At 28.6% G+C, this 18599-nt stretch carries 18 protein-coding genes; 11 read left to right on the top strand and 7 right to left on the bottom strand.

Features of this window, described 5'->3' with window-relative positions; all coding sequences use genetic code 11:
- The first annotated feature begins 41 nt into the window (after positions 1–41).
- Genes ACTT9R_RS01620 through ACTT9R_RS01610 form a run of 3 tightly spaced genes read left to right on the top strand, consistent with a single transcriptional unit; the run spans position 42 to position 3741 of the window.
- Positions 42–1454: a TldD/PmbA family protein gene (locus tag ACTT9R_RS01620; protein WP_440926331.1), complete on the top strand. Its 1413-nt coding sequence runs from the start codon at positions 42–44 to the stop codon at positions 1452–1454.
- A gap of 2 nt (positions 1455–1456) precedes the next feature.
- Positions 1457–2773: a TldD/PmbA family protein gene (locus ACTT9R_RS01615; RefSeq protein WP_440926330.1), complete on the top strand. Its 1317-nt coding sequence runs from the start codon at positions 1457–1459 to the stop codon at positions 2771–2773.
- A complete protein-coding gene (locus tag ACTT9R_RS01610; RefSeq protein WP_440926329.1) occupies positions 2770–3741 on the top strand; it encodes an NAD(P)/FAD-dependent oxidoreductase in 972 nt (323 codons plus the stop codon). The genes ACTT9R_RS01615 and ACTT9R_RS01610 overlap by 4 nt, the downstream gene beginning before the upstream one ends.
- 3 nt (positions 3742–3744) lie before the next feature.
- Here the strand turns inward: ACTT9R_RS01610 and ACTT9R_RS01605 are convergent, their stop codons facing one another.
- The gene (locus ACTT9R_RS01605) at positions 3745–4425 is read right to left on the bottom strand and encodes a DUF6134 family protein (RefSeq protein WP_440926328.1); all 681 of its coding nucleotides are present in this window, start codon (positions 4423–4425) and stop codon (positions 3745–3747) included.
- Between the two features lie 53 nt (positions 4426–4478).
- Between ACTT9R_RS01605 and yczE the strand changes: the two genes are divergently transcribed.
- A complete protein-coding gene (gene yczE / locus ACTT9R_RS01600; RefSeq protein ID WP_440926327.1) occupies positions 4479–5126 on the top strand; it encodes a membrane protein YczE in 648 nt (215 codons plus the stop codon).
- On the opposite strand, the gene typA is transcribed toward yczE, so the two are convergent.
- From typA to groES, 3 genes are all read right to left on the bottom strand, one after another.
- Positions 5123–6949 (bottom strand): translational GTPase TypA, encoded by a 1827-nt coding sequence (gene typA, locus ACTT9R_RS01595; protein WP_440926326.1) that lies wholly within the window; start codon positions 6947–6949, stop codon positions 5123–5125. The two genes, yczE and typA, sit on opposite strands and share 4 nt — an antisense overlap.
- Before the next feature lie 272 nt (positions 6950–7221).
- Positions 7222–8883: a chaperonin GroEL gene (groL, locus tag ACTT9R_RS01590; RefSeq protein ID WP_440926325.1), complete on the bottom strand. Its 1662-nt coding sequence runs from the start codon at positions 8881–8883 to the stop codon at positions 7222–7224.
- Between the two features lie 22 nt (positions 8884–8905).
- Positions 8906–9196: a co-chaperone GroES gene (groES, locus tag ACTT9R_RS01585; RefSeq protein ID WP_023854741.1), complete on the bottom strand. Its 291-nt coding sequence runs from the start codon at positions 9194–9196 to the stop codon at positions 8906–8908.
- A gap of 132 nt (positions 9197–9328) precedes the next feature.
- On the opposite strand from groES, the gene ACTT9R_RS01580 reads away from it, so the two are divergent.
- The 6 genes from ACTT9R_RS01580 to ACTT9R_RS01555 are packed head-to-tail and all read left to right on the top strand — an operon-like array spanning position 9329 to position 15748.
- Positions 9329–10147 (top strand): TIGR01459 family HAD-type hydrolase, encoded by an 819-nt coding sequence (locus ACTT9R_RS01580; RefSeq protein ID WP_440926324.1) that lies wholly within the window; start codon positions 9329–9331, stop codon positions 10145–10147.
- Positions 10141–11064 (top strand): bifunctional riboflavin kinase/FAD synthetase, encoded by a 924-nt coding sequence (locus ACTT9R_RS01575; RefSeq protein WP_440926323.1) that lies wholly within the window; start codon positions 10141–10143, stop codon positions 11062–11064. Before ACTT9R_RS01580 ends, ACTT9R_RS01575 begins: the two co-directional genes overlap by 7 nt.
- Positions 11061–13775 carry an isoleucine--tRNA ligase gene (ileS, locus tag ACTT9R_RS01570; RefSeq protein WP_440926322.1) on the top strand — a complete coding sequence of 905 codons (2715 nt, stop codon included), beginning with the start codon at positions 11061–11063 and terminating at the stop codon, positions 13773–13775. The genes ACTT9R_RS01575 and ileS overlap by 4 nt, the downstream gene beginning before the upstream one ends.
- Positions 13775–14266, top strand: coding sequence for a signal peptidase II (gene lspA / locus ACTT9R_RS01565; protein WP_440926321.1), 492 nt, complete (start codon positions 13775–13777; stop codon positions 14264–14266). Before ileS ends, lspA begins: the two co-directional genes overlap by 1 nt.
- On the top strand, positions 14266–14586 hold the full coding sequence (locus ACTT9R_RS01560; protein WP_440926320.1) for a DUF3035 domain-containing protein: 321 nt from the start codon (positions 14266–14268) through the stop codon (positions 14584–14586). The genes lspA and ACTT9R_RS01560 overlap by 1 nt, the downstream gene beginning before the upstream one ends.
- The gene (locus ACTT9R_RS01555) at positions 14573–15748 is read left to right on the top strand and encodes a glucose-6-phosphate isomerase (RefSeq protein WP_440926319.1); all 1176 of its coding nucleotides are present in this window, start codon (positions 14573–14575) and stop codon (positions 15746–15748) included. The genes ACTT9R_RS01560 and ACTT9R_RS01555 overlap by 14 nt, the downstream gene beginning before the upstream one ends.
- Here the strand turns inward: ACTT9R_RS01555 and rsmD are convergent.
- Together rsmD and purD are read right to left on the bottom strand one after the other, a co-directional pair.
- Entirely contained in the window at positions 15725–16285 is a 561-nt protein-coding gene (gene rsmD / locus ACTT9R_RS01550; protein WP_440926318.1) for a 16S rRNA (guanine(966)-N(2))-methyltransferase RsmD, read from the bottom strand. The genes ACTT9R_RS01555 and rsmD overlap by 24 nt on opposite strands.
- Positions 16282–17547 (bottom strand): phosphoribosylamine--glycine ligase, encoded by a 1266-nt coding sequence (gene purD / locus ACTT9R_RS01545; protein WP_440926317.1) that lies wholly within the window; start codon positions 17545–17547, stop codon positions 16282–16284. The genes rsmD and purD overlap by 4 nt, the downstream gene beginning before the upstream one ends.
- Before the next feature lie 21 nt (positions 17548–17568).
- Here purD and ACTT9R_RS01540 point away from each other — a divergent pair, with 21 nt between their 5' ends.
- Positions 17569–17760 (top strand): DUF2093 domain-containing protein, encoded by a 192-nt coding sequence (locus ACTT9R_RS01540; protein ID WP_440926316.1) that lies wholly within the window; start codon positions 17569–17571, stop codon positions 17758–17760.
- A 1-nt stretch (position 17761) separates the two neighbouring features.
- Here ACTT9R_RS01540 and ACTT9R_RS01535 read toward each other — a convergent pair.
- On the bottom strand, positions 17762–18599 hold an 838-nt coding region (locus ACTT9R_RS01535; RefSeq protein ID WP_440926315.1), incomplete at its 5' end, for a lysophospholipid acyltransferase family protein.

The following is an 18599-nucleotide window of genomic DNA, read 5'->3' as shown; positions in this document are numbered from 1 at the left end:
TGATCAGTTGAAAATTATCAACAAACTACTATTTAAGATGAATGAGTAATTTCTTTAATAAATCAGATTTAACAAGACAAGATGCAGATAAATTAGTATCTGAAACACTTAAAAATTGTGATGATGGCGAACTTTATCTAGAGGAGTCTAAATCAGAGTCAATTTTGCTAGATGATAACAAAATAAAAAGCTCAAACTACAGCTCTGATTTGGGATTTGGTTTTAGGGCTATCTCAGACGAGGTTGTTGCTTATTCATATTCAAATGAAATATCAAAAGACTCATTAAAAAATTCTTCAGAAAATCTTAAATCAACTCTGAAATCAATTAAAGGCACATACAATCATGAAATTCCAAAATCTAATAAAAAATTTTATAAAGATATTAATCCAATTGAACAAAAAACGTTAAATTCAAAATTAGAAGTCTTAAATAAAGTAAACGAATTTTTAAGAAAAAAAGATGGATCAGTAAAACAAGTGACAGCTAGTTTTGCTGGTGAACAAAAATCAATAGAGATTATTCGATCAGGTGGAGAGTCGCTTACTGATGTACGTCCATTAATTAGATTTAATGTGTCTGTGATGTTAGAAAAAAATGGAAGAAAAGAAACAGGTGTATATGGAATTGGTGGCAGACAATCTTATGATGACTATTTAAAAAATGACAATTGGAAAAATGTTTGTGAAGAGGCTTTTAGGATAGCATCAGTAAATTTAGAAAGTAAACCAGCACCTGCTGGTGAGATGAAAGTAGTTTTAGGACCTGGTTGGCCAGCTATATTAATTCATGAAGCAATCGGTCATGGTCTTGAAGGAGATTTTAATAGAAAAAAAACATCAGCATTTCATAATCTTATGGGTGAAAAAGTTGCAAGTGAGGGAGTAACAATTGTTGATGACGGTACGATAGATAATAGAAGAGGTAGTTTAACAATTGATGATGAGGGAACACCAACTGAGCGAACAGTTTTAATTGAAAACGGTATTCTTAAAAATTTTATGCAAGACAGGCATAATGCAAGATTAATGAATACAAGATCCACTGGGTCTGGAAGAAGAGAAAATTATAGACATATTGTGTTACCAAGAATGAGAAATACAATGATGTTAAGTGGAAATCAAACTCAAGACGAAATGATCAAATCTGTTGATAAAGGAATTTTTGCAGTAAGTTTTGGAGGTGGCCAGGTGGATATTACATCTGGAAAATTTGTATTTAATTGTACTGAGGCTTACGAAATAAATAATGGTAAAATTGGATCTCCAATTAAAGGCGCAACACTTATTGGTGATGGACCATCAATACTTAAAGAAGTATCGATGGTAGGAAATGATATGATGTTAGACCCAGGCATAGGAACTTGTGGAAAGGCAGGACAAGGAGTTCCTGTGGGAGTCGCTCAACCTTCAATTTTAATTGATAAAATGACAGTTGGTGGAACAAAACTTTAATTATGGTTAAGGATCAAGAATTTCTAAAATCTAAAGCTTCATATTGTTTAGATTTGGCAAAAAAAATGGGAGCAACTGATGCAAGTGTTACAGTTGGTCACTCAATTTCAGAAACAGTTAATTTTAGAAATAAATCCCTAGAAGCCTCAGATAGATCAGATGGATTGGCATTAAGTATAGAAACTTATTTAGGTAAAAGAAGATCATCAATTTCATCATCAAATTTACTAGATGAAAATATAAAAACTTTAATTGAAAAGTGCTTTGAAACTACAAAAATTACACCAGAGGATGAATTTAATTCTTTGCCTGATAAAAATTTATTAGCCAAACAAATTGGTAGCCTTAATTTGTATGATAAGACAAGATTCGAAAACGATAAAAAAATAAAATATTTAAAAGATTTAGAGGAGGCTGCTTCATCAAATAAGCAAATTATAAATACAGAATCTAGTTTTACTGAAAATAAATCAAATTTTATATTAGCTAATAGTGACGGTTTTTGTGACGGTTATAAAACTTCTTCTTTTACTACTTCTTGTGTGACAGTTGCAAAAGATGAAAATAGCATGGAAAGAGACTATGAATTTTCTAGCAAACGTCATTTATCTGATATTAAGCAAGCATCAGACCTTGGAAATAAAGCTGCCGAGCAAACTATTAGAAAATTGAGTCCTAACAAAATTGGAAGCAAGAAGATAAGCATAATTTTTGATAAAAGAATTTCAAAAGGAATGTTAAGTGTTTTTGCAAGTGCAATATCTGCATCTGCAATTGCAAGAGGCACTTCATTTTTAAAGGATAAAATTGATCACCAGGTTTTTGCAAATTCGATAAATGTAATTGATAAACCAGATATAATTAAAGGAATGGGTTCTCAAAATTTTGATTCAGAGGGCGTAAAATCTAATATGTTACAACTTATAGAAAATGGAATACTTAAAAATTACCTTGTTGACACTTACAATGGAAAAAAAATAAATTTACAATCAAATGGAAGAAGTGGCGGAACTACTAATTTATATTTTGAAAATGGACGTTTAAGTTACGAAGATCTTCTAAAAAAAAATTCAAAAAGTCTTTATATTACTGAAACTATTGGTCACGGATCTAATCTTGTAACAGGAGATTATTCAGTAGGGGCGACTGGTTTTTTGGTTGAAGATGGAGAATTTAAATATCCAGTTAATGAAATAACAATTGCTGGTAATTTTAAGGATATGTTTAAAAATATAACTTTAGCTAATGATTTAGAATTCGAATATTCAGTCAATTCACCAACTATGATGATAGAAGGTATGACTGTTGCAGGAAAATGAGTAGTTATTGTGTAATTGGCTCTGGAATTTCAGGAGCAACAATAGCTAATCTTTTGAGCAAAAAAAATTCTGTACATATTTATGATAAAGCTCGAGGTCCAGGTGGCAGATCTTCCTTTAAAAGATTAAACAAGTCAAAAGGATTTGACCACGGGGCTCAATATATTTCTCCAAAATCAACACAATTTAAGAAATTTATTACAAATTTAAGTAAAAAAAAAATTCTAAAAAAATGGAGTGGCAAACATATTTTTCTAAACAAATTAAAAAAAGAAAATAAAAATCATATTAAAATAATTGGTTGCAAAGGTAATAATGATATCAGCAAACATTTGATAAAGAATATAAAATGTAGCTTTCAAAGTGAGTTAGAGAAGATTAAACTTATAAATAATAAATGGAAATTATATTTTAAGAACAACCAAATAAAATATTATGATAAATTAATATTAACTTGTCCATTCCCACAATTAAAAAAATTATCAAAGAAATTTATAGATGATCCATTCATTAAACAAAAAATTAAAATGGATGCAAATATTACAGTCATGATTGAAATTAAAAAAACAAATAAAAATATATCAAGTTATTTATTTGACGACAAAATTTTAGGATGGGCCGCTAAAGAAAATAGTAAAAGAAGATTTAAAAGTAATAATGATTTATGGACTTTACAAAGTACCAACCTATGGGCAAACAAAAAAATAAATAAAAATAGAGAAAATAAAGAAAAAAATTCAAAGATTTTGATTGATCGATTTTTTAAACTTACTGGAATTAAAAAAACAAAAATATTAACTTCATTAAACCATGGTTGGAAATATTCTTCAAATTCTAGGCCCTTTAAAGTCAAAAGTTATTGGAATACTAAATTAAATTTAGGAGTATGTGGAGACTGGTTTGTGGGACCTAGGGTTGAAGCTGGATGGATGAGTGCAAATGATCTTTTTAAAAAAATAAATAAATAATTTTTATTCAAGATTTTTTAAGCGATATTCCCAATCCCCTATTCTTTTATATGTAACTTTGACAATTACTGAAGTTTTTTTATCAAGCCAAATATCAAAATTTAATTTTTTATCCTCAGGTAGAGACATATCTTTAGATGTAAGTTTGAAATGATCTGTTTCGTATTGTTTGCCATTAATTAAAATATTTTCTTTGCCAATAAAAGTTACTATTTGTTCTTTTATACTTCCAGAAATAGGACTTATTTGGCTTTCTGCTTGTAAAATTTTATGACTCCACCAATTTCCTATAATATTTTTTTCAGAAGCTTCACCTGAATATGAAGATCCTTTAATATCAAACTTTTTATTATTTTTATCCAGTTTTAAGTTTACAAATTTTTCTTTTTTATTTTGAAGTGTCTTTGATTGAAAAGAAATTAAATTATCTTTTAAATAAATTTCTTCCCCATATCCTTCTACTTTAAATATTGTTGCAGATAGTAATTTTACCTCAAACTTATATTGATTTTTTACTCTCGTTTTTTCACCATCTCTTTCAAAAAAATAATTATTATAACCAATTACCTCATCATTTCTTAAGATCTCCATTTCTATTTTATTGAATTTGTTATAATGACCTATATGAGCAAAAGAAATTGATGAAAAAAATACAATAAGTAAAATAATTGAAAACTTTTTCATTTGCTGGTTATAATATTAGAATTTTTCATTAATAGAAATAGCTTATTACAATTATGTTTTTAAAAATAAAAAAAATTCCAAAAGTAAAATGGAGCTCAGAAAAACCATTTAACTTTAAACCAAAGTTTTCTACATTTTTTTTCTTATGCTTTGGTTTGTCTTTATTTGGATTAGGTGAGGGGTTGTTAATTGTTTCGTTCACAGGAGCCTCTCCTTGGAGTGTTTTAGCCCAAGGTATTTCCTTAAATGTAAATTTAAGCATAGGAACTATCACATTATTAATAAGTATTGCTGTTTTAATTTTATGGATACCACTCGGGCAAAAACCAGGGATGGGTACAATATTTAATGCTCTGATAATTGCAATTATGATTGATCTTTGTATCAAGTATGTTCCAACGCCATCAAATTATATTCATCAATTATTATTAGCTGTAATTTCTGTTATCATGGTTGGAATAGGTGGGGGTATTTATTTAGTATCAAATTTAGGAGCCGGTCCTAGAGATGGGCTAATGATAGGATTACAAAAATTAACTAATTTTCCAATAGCTGTTGTAAGAGCAACATTAGAAATTTCAGTTGTTAGTATTGGATGGTATTTAGGAGGAACAGTAGGGATTGGGACTTTATTGTTTGCATTTGGTATAGGTCCTTGCGTTGCTTTAGGACTTTATTTAGTTGATAAAACTTTTGATTAAGCTGCAGCTATAGCTTTTTCGCTTTTTTTTCTTTCGTGCGGATCTAGAATTGCTTTTCTCAATCTACAAGAGTCTGGAGTTATCTCTAAAGCTTCATCAGTATTTAGCATACTTAATTGTTCGGCAATAGACATTGTTCTGACGGGTGTGAGCACAACATTTTCATCAGTACCTTGAGTTCTCATATTGGTTAATTTTTTACCCTTCATTACATTAATAATCATATCACCTGGTTTAGGTGAAAGACCAACTATCATTCCAGGATAAACAGCATCATTATGAGTTACAAACATCTCTCCTCTTGCTTGTAGGTTAAATATCGCGAATGCAACTGCTTTTCCTTGTTCCATCGAGATTAAGGCTCCATTTCTTCTACCTTCCATTTCTCCTTCAAAAGGACCGTAGCTATGGAATATTCTGTTGATCACTCCATTTCCTTTTGTAAGTGTAAGAAACCTACTTGTGTACCCCATTAAGCCTCTAGTGGGTGCATGAAAAATTAATCTTTTTTTATTAGTTCCAGTATCTTTTAATTCTATAAGTTTACCTTTTCTTCTGTTCATAGAATCTATCACTTTTGATGAATGTTCTTCATCAAGGTCCATAGTAATTTCCTCAATCGGCTCAAGTTTATTTCCACTTTCATCAGTTTTATATAAAACTTTTGGAGGACTTACTGTCATTTCAAAACCTTCTCTTCGCATTTGAGTTAAAAGAATTTCCAACATTAACTCACCTCTACCACTAACAACAAACGAGTCTTTACCCTCGTTTTCAGAAAATGTAATTCCAACGTTATTTTGAGCTTCTTGAACTAATCTATCTCTAATTTGCGTGCTAGTTAATTTTTTACCCTCAGTTCCAGCTAAAGGAGAAGTGTTTACAGTAATTGTAATTGACATAGTGGGAGGATCTATAGGTGTAGCAGGGATAGGCTCTGTAACTTCCAAGTCACATATTGTATCAGCAACATTTGCTTTTTCTAACCCGGCAACAACAACAATATCTCCAGCTTCACCAACATCTATAGGAACTTTTTTTGTTCCCTCATATCTAAAAATTTTTGTTAACTTTCCTTCATCAACTTTTTCACCATTTAAATTGATTGCTTTTATAGATTGATTAGCTTTCGCGGTACCTTGTGTAATTCTTCCAACTAAACTTCTTCCTAAAAAACTATCTGCATAAAGTAGCGTTGATAACATTGCAAAAGGTTTAGTTTTATCAAGTTCAGCTGGTTTTACATGATCAACGATCAAATCTAACAAAGGATTTAAATTTTCTCTCGGACCGTCAACCTCATGGTCTGCCCAACCTGATCTTCCACTTGCATATAAAACAGGAAAATCTAATTGTTCTTCATTTGCATCTAAGCTTACAAATAAATCAAATGTTTCATCTAAAACTTCATTAGCTCTTTGATCAGCTTTATCTAATTTGTTAATAACAACAATAGGTTTTAATCCTTGTTTAAGTGCTTTTGATAACACAAATTTTGTTTGAGGCATAACACCTTCTGCAGAATCAATTAACAACAACGCCCCATCTGCCATACTTAAAACTCTTTCAACTTCAGCTGCAAAATCTCTGTGGCCTGGAGTGTCGATTATATTTATTCTTGAGTTATTCCAATTAATTGAAGCAGGTTTAGCTAAAATTGTAATTCCTCTTTCTTTTTCAAGCTCGCCTGAGTCCATTAATCTTTCATCAACAACTTCATTATCTCTAAATGAACCACTTTGTTTCATTAAATTATCAATTAGAGTAGTTTTGCCATGATCAACATGGGCAATGATTGTGATGTTTCTGATATTATTGCTCATAAATTCTGGCTCTTATACATATTTAAAAGGATATTAAAACTCAAAAAAACTCATAACTGGCTTGAATAATTTTCAAAATTCAGGATTAATTTGTCTTTTTTTGCTTATCTTTTTTAAGTTTTCTTTTTTCTTTAAAGCTCAATTTAGGTTTTTTTTTAACACTAGAGTCTTTAAATGATTTCCCACTATATCTTTTTGACATGATTAAACTTCACATAAAAAAAAGGCCATCTTGAGATGGCCTTTTAAATTTTGTTTTAGAAAATGAGGGATTACATACCCATTCCACCCATTCCTCCCATGCCGCCCATACCACCAGGCATTCCGCCAGGCATTCCACCAGCAGCATCTTTTTCCTCTGGTTTATCAGCAATCATTGCTTCTGTAGTTACTAATAATCCAGCAATTGAAGCAGCATCTTGTAGAGCAGTTCTCACAACTTTAACTGGGTCTATGATACCTGTTGCAAACATATCACAATACTCCTCGTTTTGAGCATCGTAACCGTTAGTTTTTTTCTTCTGCTCTAATAATTTACCAACTACCACTGAACCATCTACTCCAGCGTTTTTAGTAATTTGTCTAATCGGAGCTTCTAATGCTTTTCTTACAAGATCCACACCAGCTTTTTGGTCATCACCTTTTGCTTTAACCTTATCAAGCTCTTGAGCAGCATAAAGAAGAGCACATCCACCACCAGTTACAATACCTTCTTCAACGGCAGCTCTAGTAGCGTTTAAAGCATCTTCAACTCTGTCTTTTCTTTCTTTAACTTCAACTTCGGTTGCACCACCAACTTTGATAACTGCAACTCCACCAGCTAACTTAGCTAGTCTCTCTTGAAGTTTTTCTCTGTCATAATCAGAAGTAGTTTCTTCAACTTGTTGTTTGATAGATGCGCATCTTGCCTCGATGTCAGATTTTTTACCACTGCCATTTACAATAGTGCTATTGTCCTTATCAACTTTGATTTTTTTACAAGACCCAAGATCATCAAGTTTAACGTTTTCAAGTTTGATACCTAAGTCTTCAGATATAACCTGACCACCTGTTAAAATTGCGATATCTTCAAGCATAGCTTTTCTTCTATCTCCAAATCCTGGAGCTTTAACTGCTACAACTTTTAATCCACCTCTAAGTTTGTTCACAACTAAAGTTGCTAAAGCTTCACCCTCAACATCTTCAGAAATAATCATCAATGGCCTACCAGCTTGCACAACAGCTTCTAAAAGAGGGACCATAGGTTGCAAGTTAGTTAATTTTTTCTCATGTAATAGAATAAAAGGATTTTCTAACTCTGTAGTCATTTTATCACTGTTAGTGATAAAGTAAGGTGATAGATATCCTCTATCAAACTGCATACCTTCAACTACATCTAATTCTGTTTCAATACCTTTATTTTCTTCAACAGTAATAACTCCCTCGTTTCCAACTTTTTGCATTGCTTTTGCAATCATTGTACCAATTTCTTTATCGCCATTTGCAGAAATTGTACCAACTTGAGCTATTTCATCGCTATCTTTTACTTTTTTTGCAGATGCAACAAGACTTTCTTTTACTGTTTCTACAGCAGCATCAATTCCTCTTTTTACATCCATAGGATTCATGCCAGCTGTTACATACTTAACACCTTCTTTGACAATTGCTTGCGCAAGTATAGTTGCAGTCGTAGTTCCATCGCCAGCTTCATCGTTAGTTTTGCTAGCAACTTCTTTAACCATTTGTGCCCCCATATTTTCAAATTTATCTTCAAGGTCTATTTCTTTAGCTACAGAAACGCCATCTTTAGTAATTCTAGGTGCACCATAAGATTTATCCATTACTACATTTCTTCCTTTTGGTCCTAAAGTTACTTTAACAGTGTCAGCCAAGATATTTACACCTCTAATCATTGCTGCTCTTGCTTCAGCATCAAATTTAACAATTTTTGCCATTATTTTTCTCCTTTAAATTAAATTACTTACCTGAAATACCCATAATGTCAGACTCTTTCATTATGCTGTATTCTTTGCCATTAATTTTGACTTCAGTTCCTGACCATTTGCCAAATAAAACTTTATCACCAACCTTAACATCCATTGGAATTATTTTTCCATCTTCAGTTTTTGCACCACCACCTACAGCAACAACTTTGCCTTCTTGAGGTTTTTCTTGAGCTGTGTCTGGGATGATTATTCCTCCAGCAGTTTTTTCACTACCATCTAATACTTCAATTAAAACTCTATCATGTAACGGTTTAAACTTCATAAATTCTCCTTAATAAATCTTTATAAATATGAGCCTCATATAGATATTTCACCGTCTATTTCAAGATCAGAAAATCTTTAGGATATTAATAATGCTAGTAAATTCGGGATTTTATGGTTTATACCTTAAAATATGACCAAAAATTTAGATTTAAATGGCTTACAATCAATTGCTGATAATTATGATCTTTTTTATATAGACTTATGGGGTGTTGTTCATAATGGGGTAAATCTTCATGAAAAAGCAATAGCTGTTTTGAATGAACTTTTAAAAAAAAAGAAAATGTTGGTACTTTTAACAAACGCCCCAAGACCAAATAAAACTGTTCAAAATTTTTTAGAAAAGATGGGCATGAATAAAGTGCTCAGAGATCACGTATTTACCTCAGGAGAGGCAGCATTGAATTATTTGAAAAAATCATACTTATCGAAAAAGTTTTATCACATAGGTCCTCCTAGAGATTTTGATCTATTTTATTTATTTGAGAAAAATAAGTGTGAAGATATTAGCGATAGTGAATATTTATTGTGTACTGGATTATTTGATGATCATGATAAGGATTTAGAATTTTATAAAGTTTTACTTGAAAAACATATCACCAAAAAAATGATTTGCACAAATCCAGATTTAATCGTTGATCGTGGTGAAGTTAGAGAGTTGTGCGCAGGTTCAGTTGCAATGGTTTTTGAAAAAATGGGTGGAGAAGTAGTATATTTTGGAAAACCACATCCAGAGGTTTATAATCAGTCAATTGATAATAAAAATAAAAAAATATTAGCAATTGGTGATAATTTAAATACTGATATCAGAGGTGCAAATTTATTAAATTATGATTCTTTGTTGGTAAGTAACGGAATACATAGAAATGAAATAAAAAATAATGGCATTCAAAATGTTGCGAAAGATTACGAAGTAATAGTTAATTATATTCAGTCAGACTTAAAATGGTAAAACATTATACAAATTTTAATATTAAAAAAATCCATAGAGGTTCAATTATTTTAATAGGTAATTTTGATGGTTTGCATTTGGGGCATCAAAAATTATTTCAATTAGCACAGTCATATAAGAAAAAATATAATTTAAAAATTGGTGTTGTGAATTTTGATCCAATGCCAAAAATGTTTTTTAATAAAAAATTAAAAAACTTTCGGCTTTCTAATATTGATCAAAAAATTAGATTACTAAGTAATTTAAAAGTAGATTTTGTTATTACAAAAAAATTTGATAAAAAATTTTCAAAAACTAAAGCGCTAAACTTTATTTCTCAAATTTTAAATAAAAAACTGGTTTCTAAATTTATTTTTGTAAGCAATAATTTTAGATTTGGAAATAAAAGAGAGGGAAATGTTAATTTATTAAAAAAATATGAACAATTATTTAATTATAAAGTTGTTAAACCAGAACCATTAATAAAAGGTAATAAGATTGTGTCATCATCTTTAATAAGAGATCTTTTAGAAAAGGGTCTTTTGGAAAGAGCTAATAATCTTTTAAAAAGAAACTGGACTATACAAGGAGTGGTTAAAAAGGGGAGACAAGTTGGAAAAAAAATTGGTTTTCCGACCTGTAATATAGATATCCATGATTATGTTTTGGCAAAACCAGGAGTTTATGCTGTGAAGGTTTTAAGAAAAAATAGTGACAAATATCTTAAAGGAATTGCTAATCTTGGATTTAGACCAACATTTAACCAAAAAAAAATATTATTAGAAGTTCATTTATTTAATTTTTCTGGAAATCTTTATAATAAACTTTTATCAGTAGAGTTTTTAAAGTTTATAAGAAAAGAAAAAAAATTTAATAATGTTAATCAATTAAGAGCTCAAATTAAAAAAGATTTATATATCGCAAAAAAGACTAAATGACCAAATCTCAAATAAATCTCCCAAAAACAGCTTTTTCCATGAAAGCCAACCTGCCTGCTAAAGAACCAGAAATTCTTGAATATTGGAAAAAAATTAATCTTTACGATGAATTAAGAAATCAAAGCAAAGGAAAAGAAAAATTTGTCCTTCATGATGGTCCTCCTTATGCAAATGGAAATATTCACATGGGAACAGCTCTAAATAAAATTCTTAAAGATATAATTGTAAAATTTCATCAAATGGATGGAAAAGACTCTATTTATGTTCCAGGCTGGGATTGTCATGGCTTGCCAATTGAATGGAAAATTGAGGAACAATATAAAAAAAATAAAAAAAACAAAAACGAAGTTCCAATCGTTGAGTTTAGAAAAGAATGTAGAACATTTGCTGAGAAGTGGATTGAAGTTCACAAAAGTCAATTTAAAAGATTAGGTGTTGTAGGAGATTGGGAAAATTATTACTCGACAATGAGCTTTAGTGCAGAGGCTCAAATAGTTAGAGAGCTTGGAAAATTTCTTCAAGAAGGAAGTTTGTATAGAGGTTTTAAGCCAGTTCTGTGGTCAACAGTTGAGAAGACCGCACTTGCAGATGCTGAGGTCGAATATCAAGATCATAAATCAGATACTATTTATACTTCATTTAAAGTTAAATCATCTAATTTAAAAGATTTAGTTGGAAGTGAAATAATTATTTGGACAACAACTCCATGGACAATACCAGCCAATAAAGCTTTAGCATATAACGAGTCTCTTGATTATATAATATTGGAAATAAATGACGAAGGTGATTTTAAAAACAGAAAAATTGTTATTGCAGATGCTCTGCTGGAATCAGTTGTGAAAGAGTGTGAGTTAAAAAATTATAAAAAAATCCACAAATTTAAGGGAAAAGAATTTAATAATACTATTTGTAGTCACCCATTTTTAAATCTTGGTTACGATCATGATATCCCAATGCTTGAGGCTAGATTTGTAACTACCGAGCAAGGAACTGGAATAGTTCACTGTGCACCAAGTCATGGACCTGATGATTTTAATCTTTGTTTGAATAACGGTATTAAAGCTATTGAAACAGTTGATGGAGATGGAAAATATACAAACAATGTAAAATTATTTGAAGGAATTCATATTTTTAAAGCAAATCCTATTGTAATCGAAAGACTTAGAGAACAAAAAAATTTATTATTTAATGGTGAGCTAGTTCACTCATATCCACACTCATGGAGGTCTAAAGCTCCACTTGTTCATAGGGCAACACCACAGTGGTTTATTTCAATGGAAAGCCATAAATTAAGAGATAAAGCATTAAAGGCTATTGATGAAACAACTTTTTACCCAAGCAAAGGTAAAGAAAGATTAAAATCTATGATTGAAACAAGACCTGATTGGTGCGTTTCAAGACAAAGAGTTTGGGGTGTGCCTCTTCCAATTTTTGTTAATAAAAAAACTAAAGAAATTTTAGTTGATGATCAAGTTATTGAAAACATTGCATCAATTTATGAAAAAGAAGGATCTGATTGTTGGTTTTCTGATGAACCTCAAAGATTTTTGGGAAAGAAATATAAAGCTGAAGATTATGAAAAATTAAGTGATATTGTTGAGGTATGGTTTGATAGTGGTTCAACTCATTCATTTGTTTTAGAAAAAAGAGACGATTTAAAATGGCCAGCATCAATGTATTTAGAAGGGTCAGATCAACACAGAGGTTGGTTTCATTCGTCATTACTAGAGTCTTGCGGAACTAGAGGAAGAGCACCATTTGAATCTATTTTATCCCATGGATTTGTTGTAGACGGTAAAGGTTTAAAAATGTCTAAATCTTTAGGAAACGTAATTGCTCCTGAGGATATTCTAAAAAAATATGGAGCCGATATTTTAAGGATATGGGTAGCATCATCAAATTATGCAGAAGATTTAAGAATAGATTATTCTATTTTGGATCAGCATGCAGATTCTTATAGAAAAATAAGAAATACATTTAGATATTTACTGGGAAATATAAATGATAATTTTGAAAATATAGATTTAGATAACATAGATATATCCCAATTACCCGAACTTGAACAATTTATGCTTCATAAAATATTTGTTTTAAATGATAAGTTTAAAAAATATTTTAAGAATTATGATTTTCATAATTTATATAAAGAACTTCTAAATTTTTGTACAGTTGATTTATCTGCTTTTTATTTCGATATTAGAAAAGATAATCTTTATTGTGATCCTAAAGATTCAAAAAAAAGAAAATCAACTATTTTACTTCTTAATATAATCTTAAACTCTCTATTAAAATGGTTTGCTCCTATTCTGTCTTTTACAACTGAAGAAATTTTTAAGTTATTATTTAAAGATCAAAAAAGCATTCACCTTGAGAAATTTCTTGAATTTCCTGAAAAATTTAAAAATCAAAAACTTAGCGAAAAATGGAGTGAATTAATTAAAATTAGAAATGTTTGCAACATAAGTATTGAAGAAAAAAGAGCTAGTAAGGAAATAGGATCAAGTTTAGAGGCAGATTTAAAAATAAATTTAAATCAAAAATTACAAAAGTTAACTAGTAATATTGATTTTTCAGAACTGTGCATTACTTCAAAAGCTGAAGTTAGTTACAAGGAAGATGTTGAGACAACTGCAATCACTAGCAAAGCAAAGGGAACCAAGTGTCCAGTTTGCTGGAAAATAAATGAAGGCCCTTGTCCTAGACACCCTTAATGATTGAAAAAATTTTAAGAAAAAGCTTAATAATTAACTTGTTGTTAGTTTTTTTAATATTTGTAATTGATAGGGTTTCTAAAATTTATGTTATTTATCTAGATAAGAAATTTTTAGGGTCTGAAATTTATTCTTCAAAATTTTTAAACATTAGTCTTATATGGAATGAAGGAGTTGCATTTGGATTATTTGCATTTGATGATAATTTTTTTTATAATTTAATCACGGGATTTATAATTTTAGTAATACTTACGTTGCTGTATTTTATCACAAAAACAAGAGGCTTTGAAAAATATAGTTTTTTAATAATATTAGGCGGTGCTTGTGGTAACGTATTTGATAGATTTTTTTATTCAGCAGTTCCTGACTTTATAGATATTCACTATCAGAATTTTCATTGGTTTATATTTAATGTTGCTGATATATTTATTACTTTAGGAGTAGTGCTATTAATATATATTGAATTATTTATAAAAAATAAAAAAAATTGATGAAAAAACTTATTTTAATTATCTTGATATTTAATTTTTTACAAAGTTGTGCCTCAGTATCCGAAGGTTTTAAACTGAAAAAAGGTAATACTGGGGATGAATTTTTAGTAGAAAAGAAAAATCCCTTAGTTTTACCACCAAATTTTAACGATCTTCCAGAACCGGGAAATACCGAAACAACCGATTTAAATAATAATGAAACTTTTGAGGGAAAAATTTTAACTAATAGCTCTAAAGACAACAATGTAGAGGAAAAAACATTAACAAAATCAACAGAGGAATTGATATTAAAAAATATCAAAAAAAATGACTCAAATTGAAAATATTAAAATCAAAAATTTTGATAAAAAAAAACCTTCAAAAAAAATAAAAAGTTTACTAAATAAATTAATTAGAGAAGACAATCATATTATAAAGTCTTTGAAAAATAATTATAAAGATTCGTGGGATATAAAAAAAATTCAAAAATATAAAAATTTTTCCAATATTACTCTTGTTGGCATGGGAGGTTCTATAATGGGCTCAAAATCTATTTATAGTTTTTTAAAAAATAGAATTAAAAAAAACTTTTTTTTCCTGGATAACTTTGAAAATAATAAAATTAAAGAAATAAAAAAAAAAAATAATTTAAATTTAATTATATCAAAATCAGGCAACACTTTAGAAACAATTGTAAATTCAAATGTAATTATCAATAAAAAAGTAAAAAATATTTTTATAACTGAAAATAACGAAAATTATCTTAGATCTTTGGCTATCAAGTTAAAATCAGATATAATTGATCATAATAATTTTATTGGTGGCAGGTATTCAGTTTTATCAGAAGTTGGAATGCTTCCTGCAATTTTGATGGGCTTAAAAGTAGAAAAGTTTAGAAAATTTAATGAATTAATAAAAAATAAATTCTTTTTGAATTCAATAATTAATAGTGTTTCAAGCACAATAAGTTTGATTAAAAGAAATAAATTAAATTCAATTATTTTAAATTATGATGAAAAATCATCTGATTTATTTTATTGGTATCAGCAATTAGTTGCTGAAAGCTTAGGAAAAAAAGGTAGAGGGATACTGCCCATAATATCAAAAATGCCTCAAGATAATCACAGTTTAATGCAACTTTATTTGGATGGAACAAAAAATAATTTTTATACTTTTTTTTTTACTAAAGAAATACTTTCAGAAAAAATTAAAAATGAAGGAATATTAAAATCACGTGATTATTTAAAACATAAAAATTTACAAAATGTTTTGTATAATCAATTTCTCGCAACTCAAAGTGTATTCTCGAAAAAAAAAATCCCTTTCAGGAGTTTTGTAGTTGAAAAGAGAGATGAAAGTTCACTTGGTATACTGTTTACTTATTTTATTCTTGAAACAATCTTGTTAGGCAAAGTATTGAAAATAAATCCATATGACCAACCTTCAGTAGAACTAATCAAAAAAGAAACTAAAAAAAAATTAATTTCCAATAATTATTTTTGATATTCCATATTTTCTGGTATCTAAAATTTTTAGTTTAGATGTAATATCTATGTCATCTTTTTTATGCCTATGAATTAAAATAATACCATTTTTATTTAGAATTTTTTGTTCAAATATTTGATTAATTAAAATGTTAATATTTCTATATTTATAAGGTGGATCCAAAAATATAATATCAAAAGTTTTTGAAAATTTCTTTTTCTCATTCATCAATTCAAAACAATTTTTTTCAATTATTTCAGAACATGTCAGTGCATTCATATTAGTTATATTTTTCTTCAATATACCTAGTACACGGATATAATTTTCAACAAATGTAATGAATTTTGCACCTCTAGAATGACATTCTAGTCCAAAAGAACCTGTACCTGAAAACAAATCTAGCACAATCGAATTTGTAATAGATATATCAAATTGATTTGAGTGTTCTATGAGGTTAAAAATAGATTCTTTAACAAGGTCTCTTAGAGGCCTTGTATTTTTGTCAACTGGTAAGTAAATTTTCTTACCTTTATTTTTTCCTCTAATTATTCTCATGAATCAATTACTTTATATCCGATATCTTTTCTGAAAAATCCGTTTTTCCATCTAATTTGATTAATAAGATTTATTGCTTTTTTTCTATTATTTGAAAAGCTATCTGACCTAACAACAAAATTTAACACCCGTCCACCATTTGAAAAAATTTTATCATTATCTTTTTTGGTACCTGCGTGAAAAATAAATTCATTTTGATTGAGTTTAATGTTATCCAAATTTTGGATTTCAATATTATTTTCATAACTTTCAGGATAACCTTTTGAGCAAAGCACAATGCATAAACTTTTATCATTATGCCATTCTAAATTTATTGATTTTAAATTTTTTTCCACGCAAGCGCTTATTAATTTTATAAAATCACTCTTAAGTTTTGGTAAAATTGTTTGACATTCAGGATCGCCCATTCTTACGTTATATTCTATCAAAAATGGTTCGCTATTTATTATCATAAGACCTGCATAAAGAAATCCTTTGAAATTAGTATTTAAGTCTCTGAGTCCTTGTAGTGTTGGGTTTATAATTTTATTTATAATTTTTTTATTTAGATTATCATTTTCTAATCTAGAAGGAGAGTATGCACCCATACCCCCAGTGTTTTTACCTTTGTCACCTTCGAAAACTCTTTTATGATCTTGTGCTGTACCAAAAGGAATATAATTCTCTCCATCAGAAATTACAAAAAAACTCATTTCCTCTCCATCAAGAAATTCCTCAATTAATATTTCGTTTGTTAAACCAAATCTTCCGTTAAAAATTTCTTTAATTGCAATTAATGCCTCATCACGTTTATTACAAATATAAACTCCTTTACCAGATGCTAGTCCATCTGCTTTAACCACAATTGGTAAATTACATTTTTTTATAAAATTACTTGCATCAATAGAATTTTTAAAAATTCCAAATTTTGCTGTTGGAATATTATATTTTTCACATAATTTCTTAGTAAAGATTTTTGATCCCTCAAGTTTAGAGGCTAATTTATTAGGTCCAAAAGTTTTTATATTATTTTCTTCTAAGAAATCTACTATACCATCTACAAGTGGTTTTTCTGGGCCCACAATTACAATTTCAATTTTATTTTTTTTAACAAAATGTGAGATTTCTTTAAAATTATTAATATCTATAGAAATATTTTTTGCTATAGATTCTGTACCTGCATTTCCAGGTATACAGTAAATTTTACTTACAAATTCTGAATTTTTGCATGAGACACATATAGCATGCTCTCTTCCGCCACTTCCAATTATTAAAACATTCATGTAATAATGTATAAACTAATAATGTATAAAAAATTAGCAAAAATAAAATACTTACCAAATAATTTTGAAGTTATTGAGAGTGGAGATCATGTGATTTGCTGCATTAGCAGAAAAAAAATTCCATTAGAAAGGCTTAATTATTGGAGTGTAGAGTTGCAAGAACCTTATTTTTCTTATGTTGAGGTGGCAAAAAAAAGAGAGGAAAAAAAATAGTTTATTTCCATCTGTTGTGAGTCCAAATCCATTGTTCTGGATTAATTAAAATCATTTGTTCAATAATTTTATTTAAACTTGTTGTTATTTGTTCAATATTTTGATTTTCATCAAAAATTATTGGTTCCTGAAATTTAATAATAAATTCGTCATTTTTTTGCCTCTCAATATAAACAGGTATAACTTTAGTTTTAAATTTTTTTACAAATTGAGCAGGTATTGTTGTTGTAAAAGCCTTTTTACCAAAGAAATCACTTTTTATTCCTTCAGAAACTCTTTGATCAATCATAAGAGCAATTGAAGTACCATTTTTAAAATTTTTTAATAAATTCCTCATACCATTTATGCCTTTTTGAATTTGATTTTTACAAATATATTTTTTTCGTATTCGCTCCATTATTGGATTAAGAAAAATATTATTTAATGGTCGATAAATTGCAGATAGATCAATTCCAAATTTTTCAATTTCCATTGCCATAAATTCGAAATTATTAAAGTGACCAGAAATAAAAATTACAGGTTTTGGATCTTTTTTAATTTTTTTAAGTATTTCTTTATTTTTAATAGTTATTTTTTTTGAAATTTTTGGGTCATTTCTAAAATTTTTAATAAACATATATTCTGCAAAAATTTTTCCATAATTACCCCACATTTTTTTTAATATTTTTTGTTTTTCATTATAATCAATATTTTTAAAAGCATAGCTCAAATTTTTTTCACTTATTTTATTTTTTCTGAAGATTGGTCCAAAAAATTTAAATATTAAGGAGGAAAAAATTAATGAAATTTTTAAACCTAAAATCTTAAATAAAGTAAAAAAAATTAATATTACTATATAT

The sequence above is a fragment of the Candidatus Pelagibacter sp. genome (assembly GCF_052049835.1).
Lineage (GTDB): Bacteria > Pseudomonadota > Alphaproteobacteria > Pelagibacterales > Pelagibacteraceae > Pelagibacter.
This window is presented reverse-complemented; position numbering and strand designations above follow the sequence as displayed.

Excerpts from the sequence above, each read along its gene's own strand:
- ileS (WP_440926322.1), top strand. The coding sequence starts at position 11,061 with ATGACCAAATCTCAAATAAATCTCCCAAAAACAGCTTTTTCCATGAAA.
- ACTT9R_RS01605 (WP_440926328.1), bottom strand. The coding sequence starts at position 4,425 with ATGAAAAAGTTTTCAATTATTTTACTTATTGTATTTTTTTCATCAATT.
- ACTT9R_RS01580 (WP_440926324.1), top strand. The coding sequence starts at position 9,329 with ATGACCAAAAATTTAGATTTAAATGGCTTACAATCAATTGCTGATAAT.
- ACTT9R_RS01615 (WP_440926330.1), top strand. The coding sequence starts at position 1,457 with ATGGTTAAGGATCAAGAATTTCTAAAATCTAAAGCTTCATATTGTTTA.
- ACTT9R_RS01560 (WP_440926320.1), top strand. The coding sequence starts at position 14,266 with ATGAAAAAACTTATTTTAATTATCTTGATATTTAATTTTTTACAAAGT.
- groES (WP_023854741.1), bottom strand. The coding sequence starts at position 9,196 with ATGAAGTTTAAACCGTTACATGATAGAGTTTTAATTGAAGTATTAGAT.
- lspA (WP_440926321.1), top strand. The coding sequence starts at position 13,775 with ATGATTGAAAAAATTTTAAGAAAAAGCTTAATAATTAACTTGTTGTTA.
- typA (WP_440926326.1), bottom strand. The coding sequence starts at position 6,949 with ATGAGCAATAATATCAGAAACATCACAATCATTGCCCATGTTGATCAT.
- yczE (WP_440926327.1), top strand. The coding sequence starts at position 4,479 with ATGTTTTTAAAAATAAAAAAAATTCCAAAAGTAAAATGGAGCTCAGAA.
- groL (WP_440926325.1), bottom strand. The coding sequence starts at position 8,883 with ATGGCAAAAATTGTTAAATTTGATGCTGAAGCAAGAGCAGCAATGATT.
- ACTT9R_RS01620 (WP_440926331.1), top strand. The coding sequence starts at position 42 with ATGAGTAATTTCTTTAATAAATCAGATTTAACAAGACAAGATGCAGAT.
- ACTT9R_RS01540 (WP_440926316.1), top strand. The coding sequence starts at position 17,569 with ATGTATAAAAAATTAGCAAAAATAAAATACTTACCAAATAATTTTGAA.
- rsmD (WP_440926318.1), bottom strand. The coding sequence starts at position 16,285 with ATGAGAATAATTAGAGGAAAAAATAAAGGTAAGAAAATTTACTTACCA.
- purD (WP_440926317.1), bottom strand. The coding sequence starts at position 17,547 with ATGAATGTTTTAATAATTGGAAGTGGCGGAAGAGAGCATGCTATATGT.
- ACTT9R_RS01610 (WP_440926329.1), top strand. The coding sequence starts at position 2,770 with ATGAGTAGTTATTGTGTAATTGGCTCTGGAATTTCAGGAGCAACAATA.
- ACTT9R_RS01575 (WP_440926323.1), top strand. The coding sequence starts at position 10,141 with ATGGTAAAACATTATACAAATTTTAATATTAAAAAAATCCATAGAGGT.
- ACTT9R_RS01555 (WP_440926319.1), top strand. The coding sequence starts at position 14,573 with ATGACTCAAATTGAAAATATTAAAATCAAAAATTTTGATAAAAAAAAA.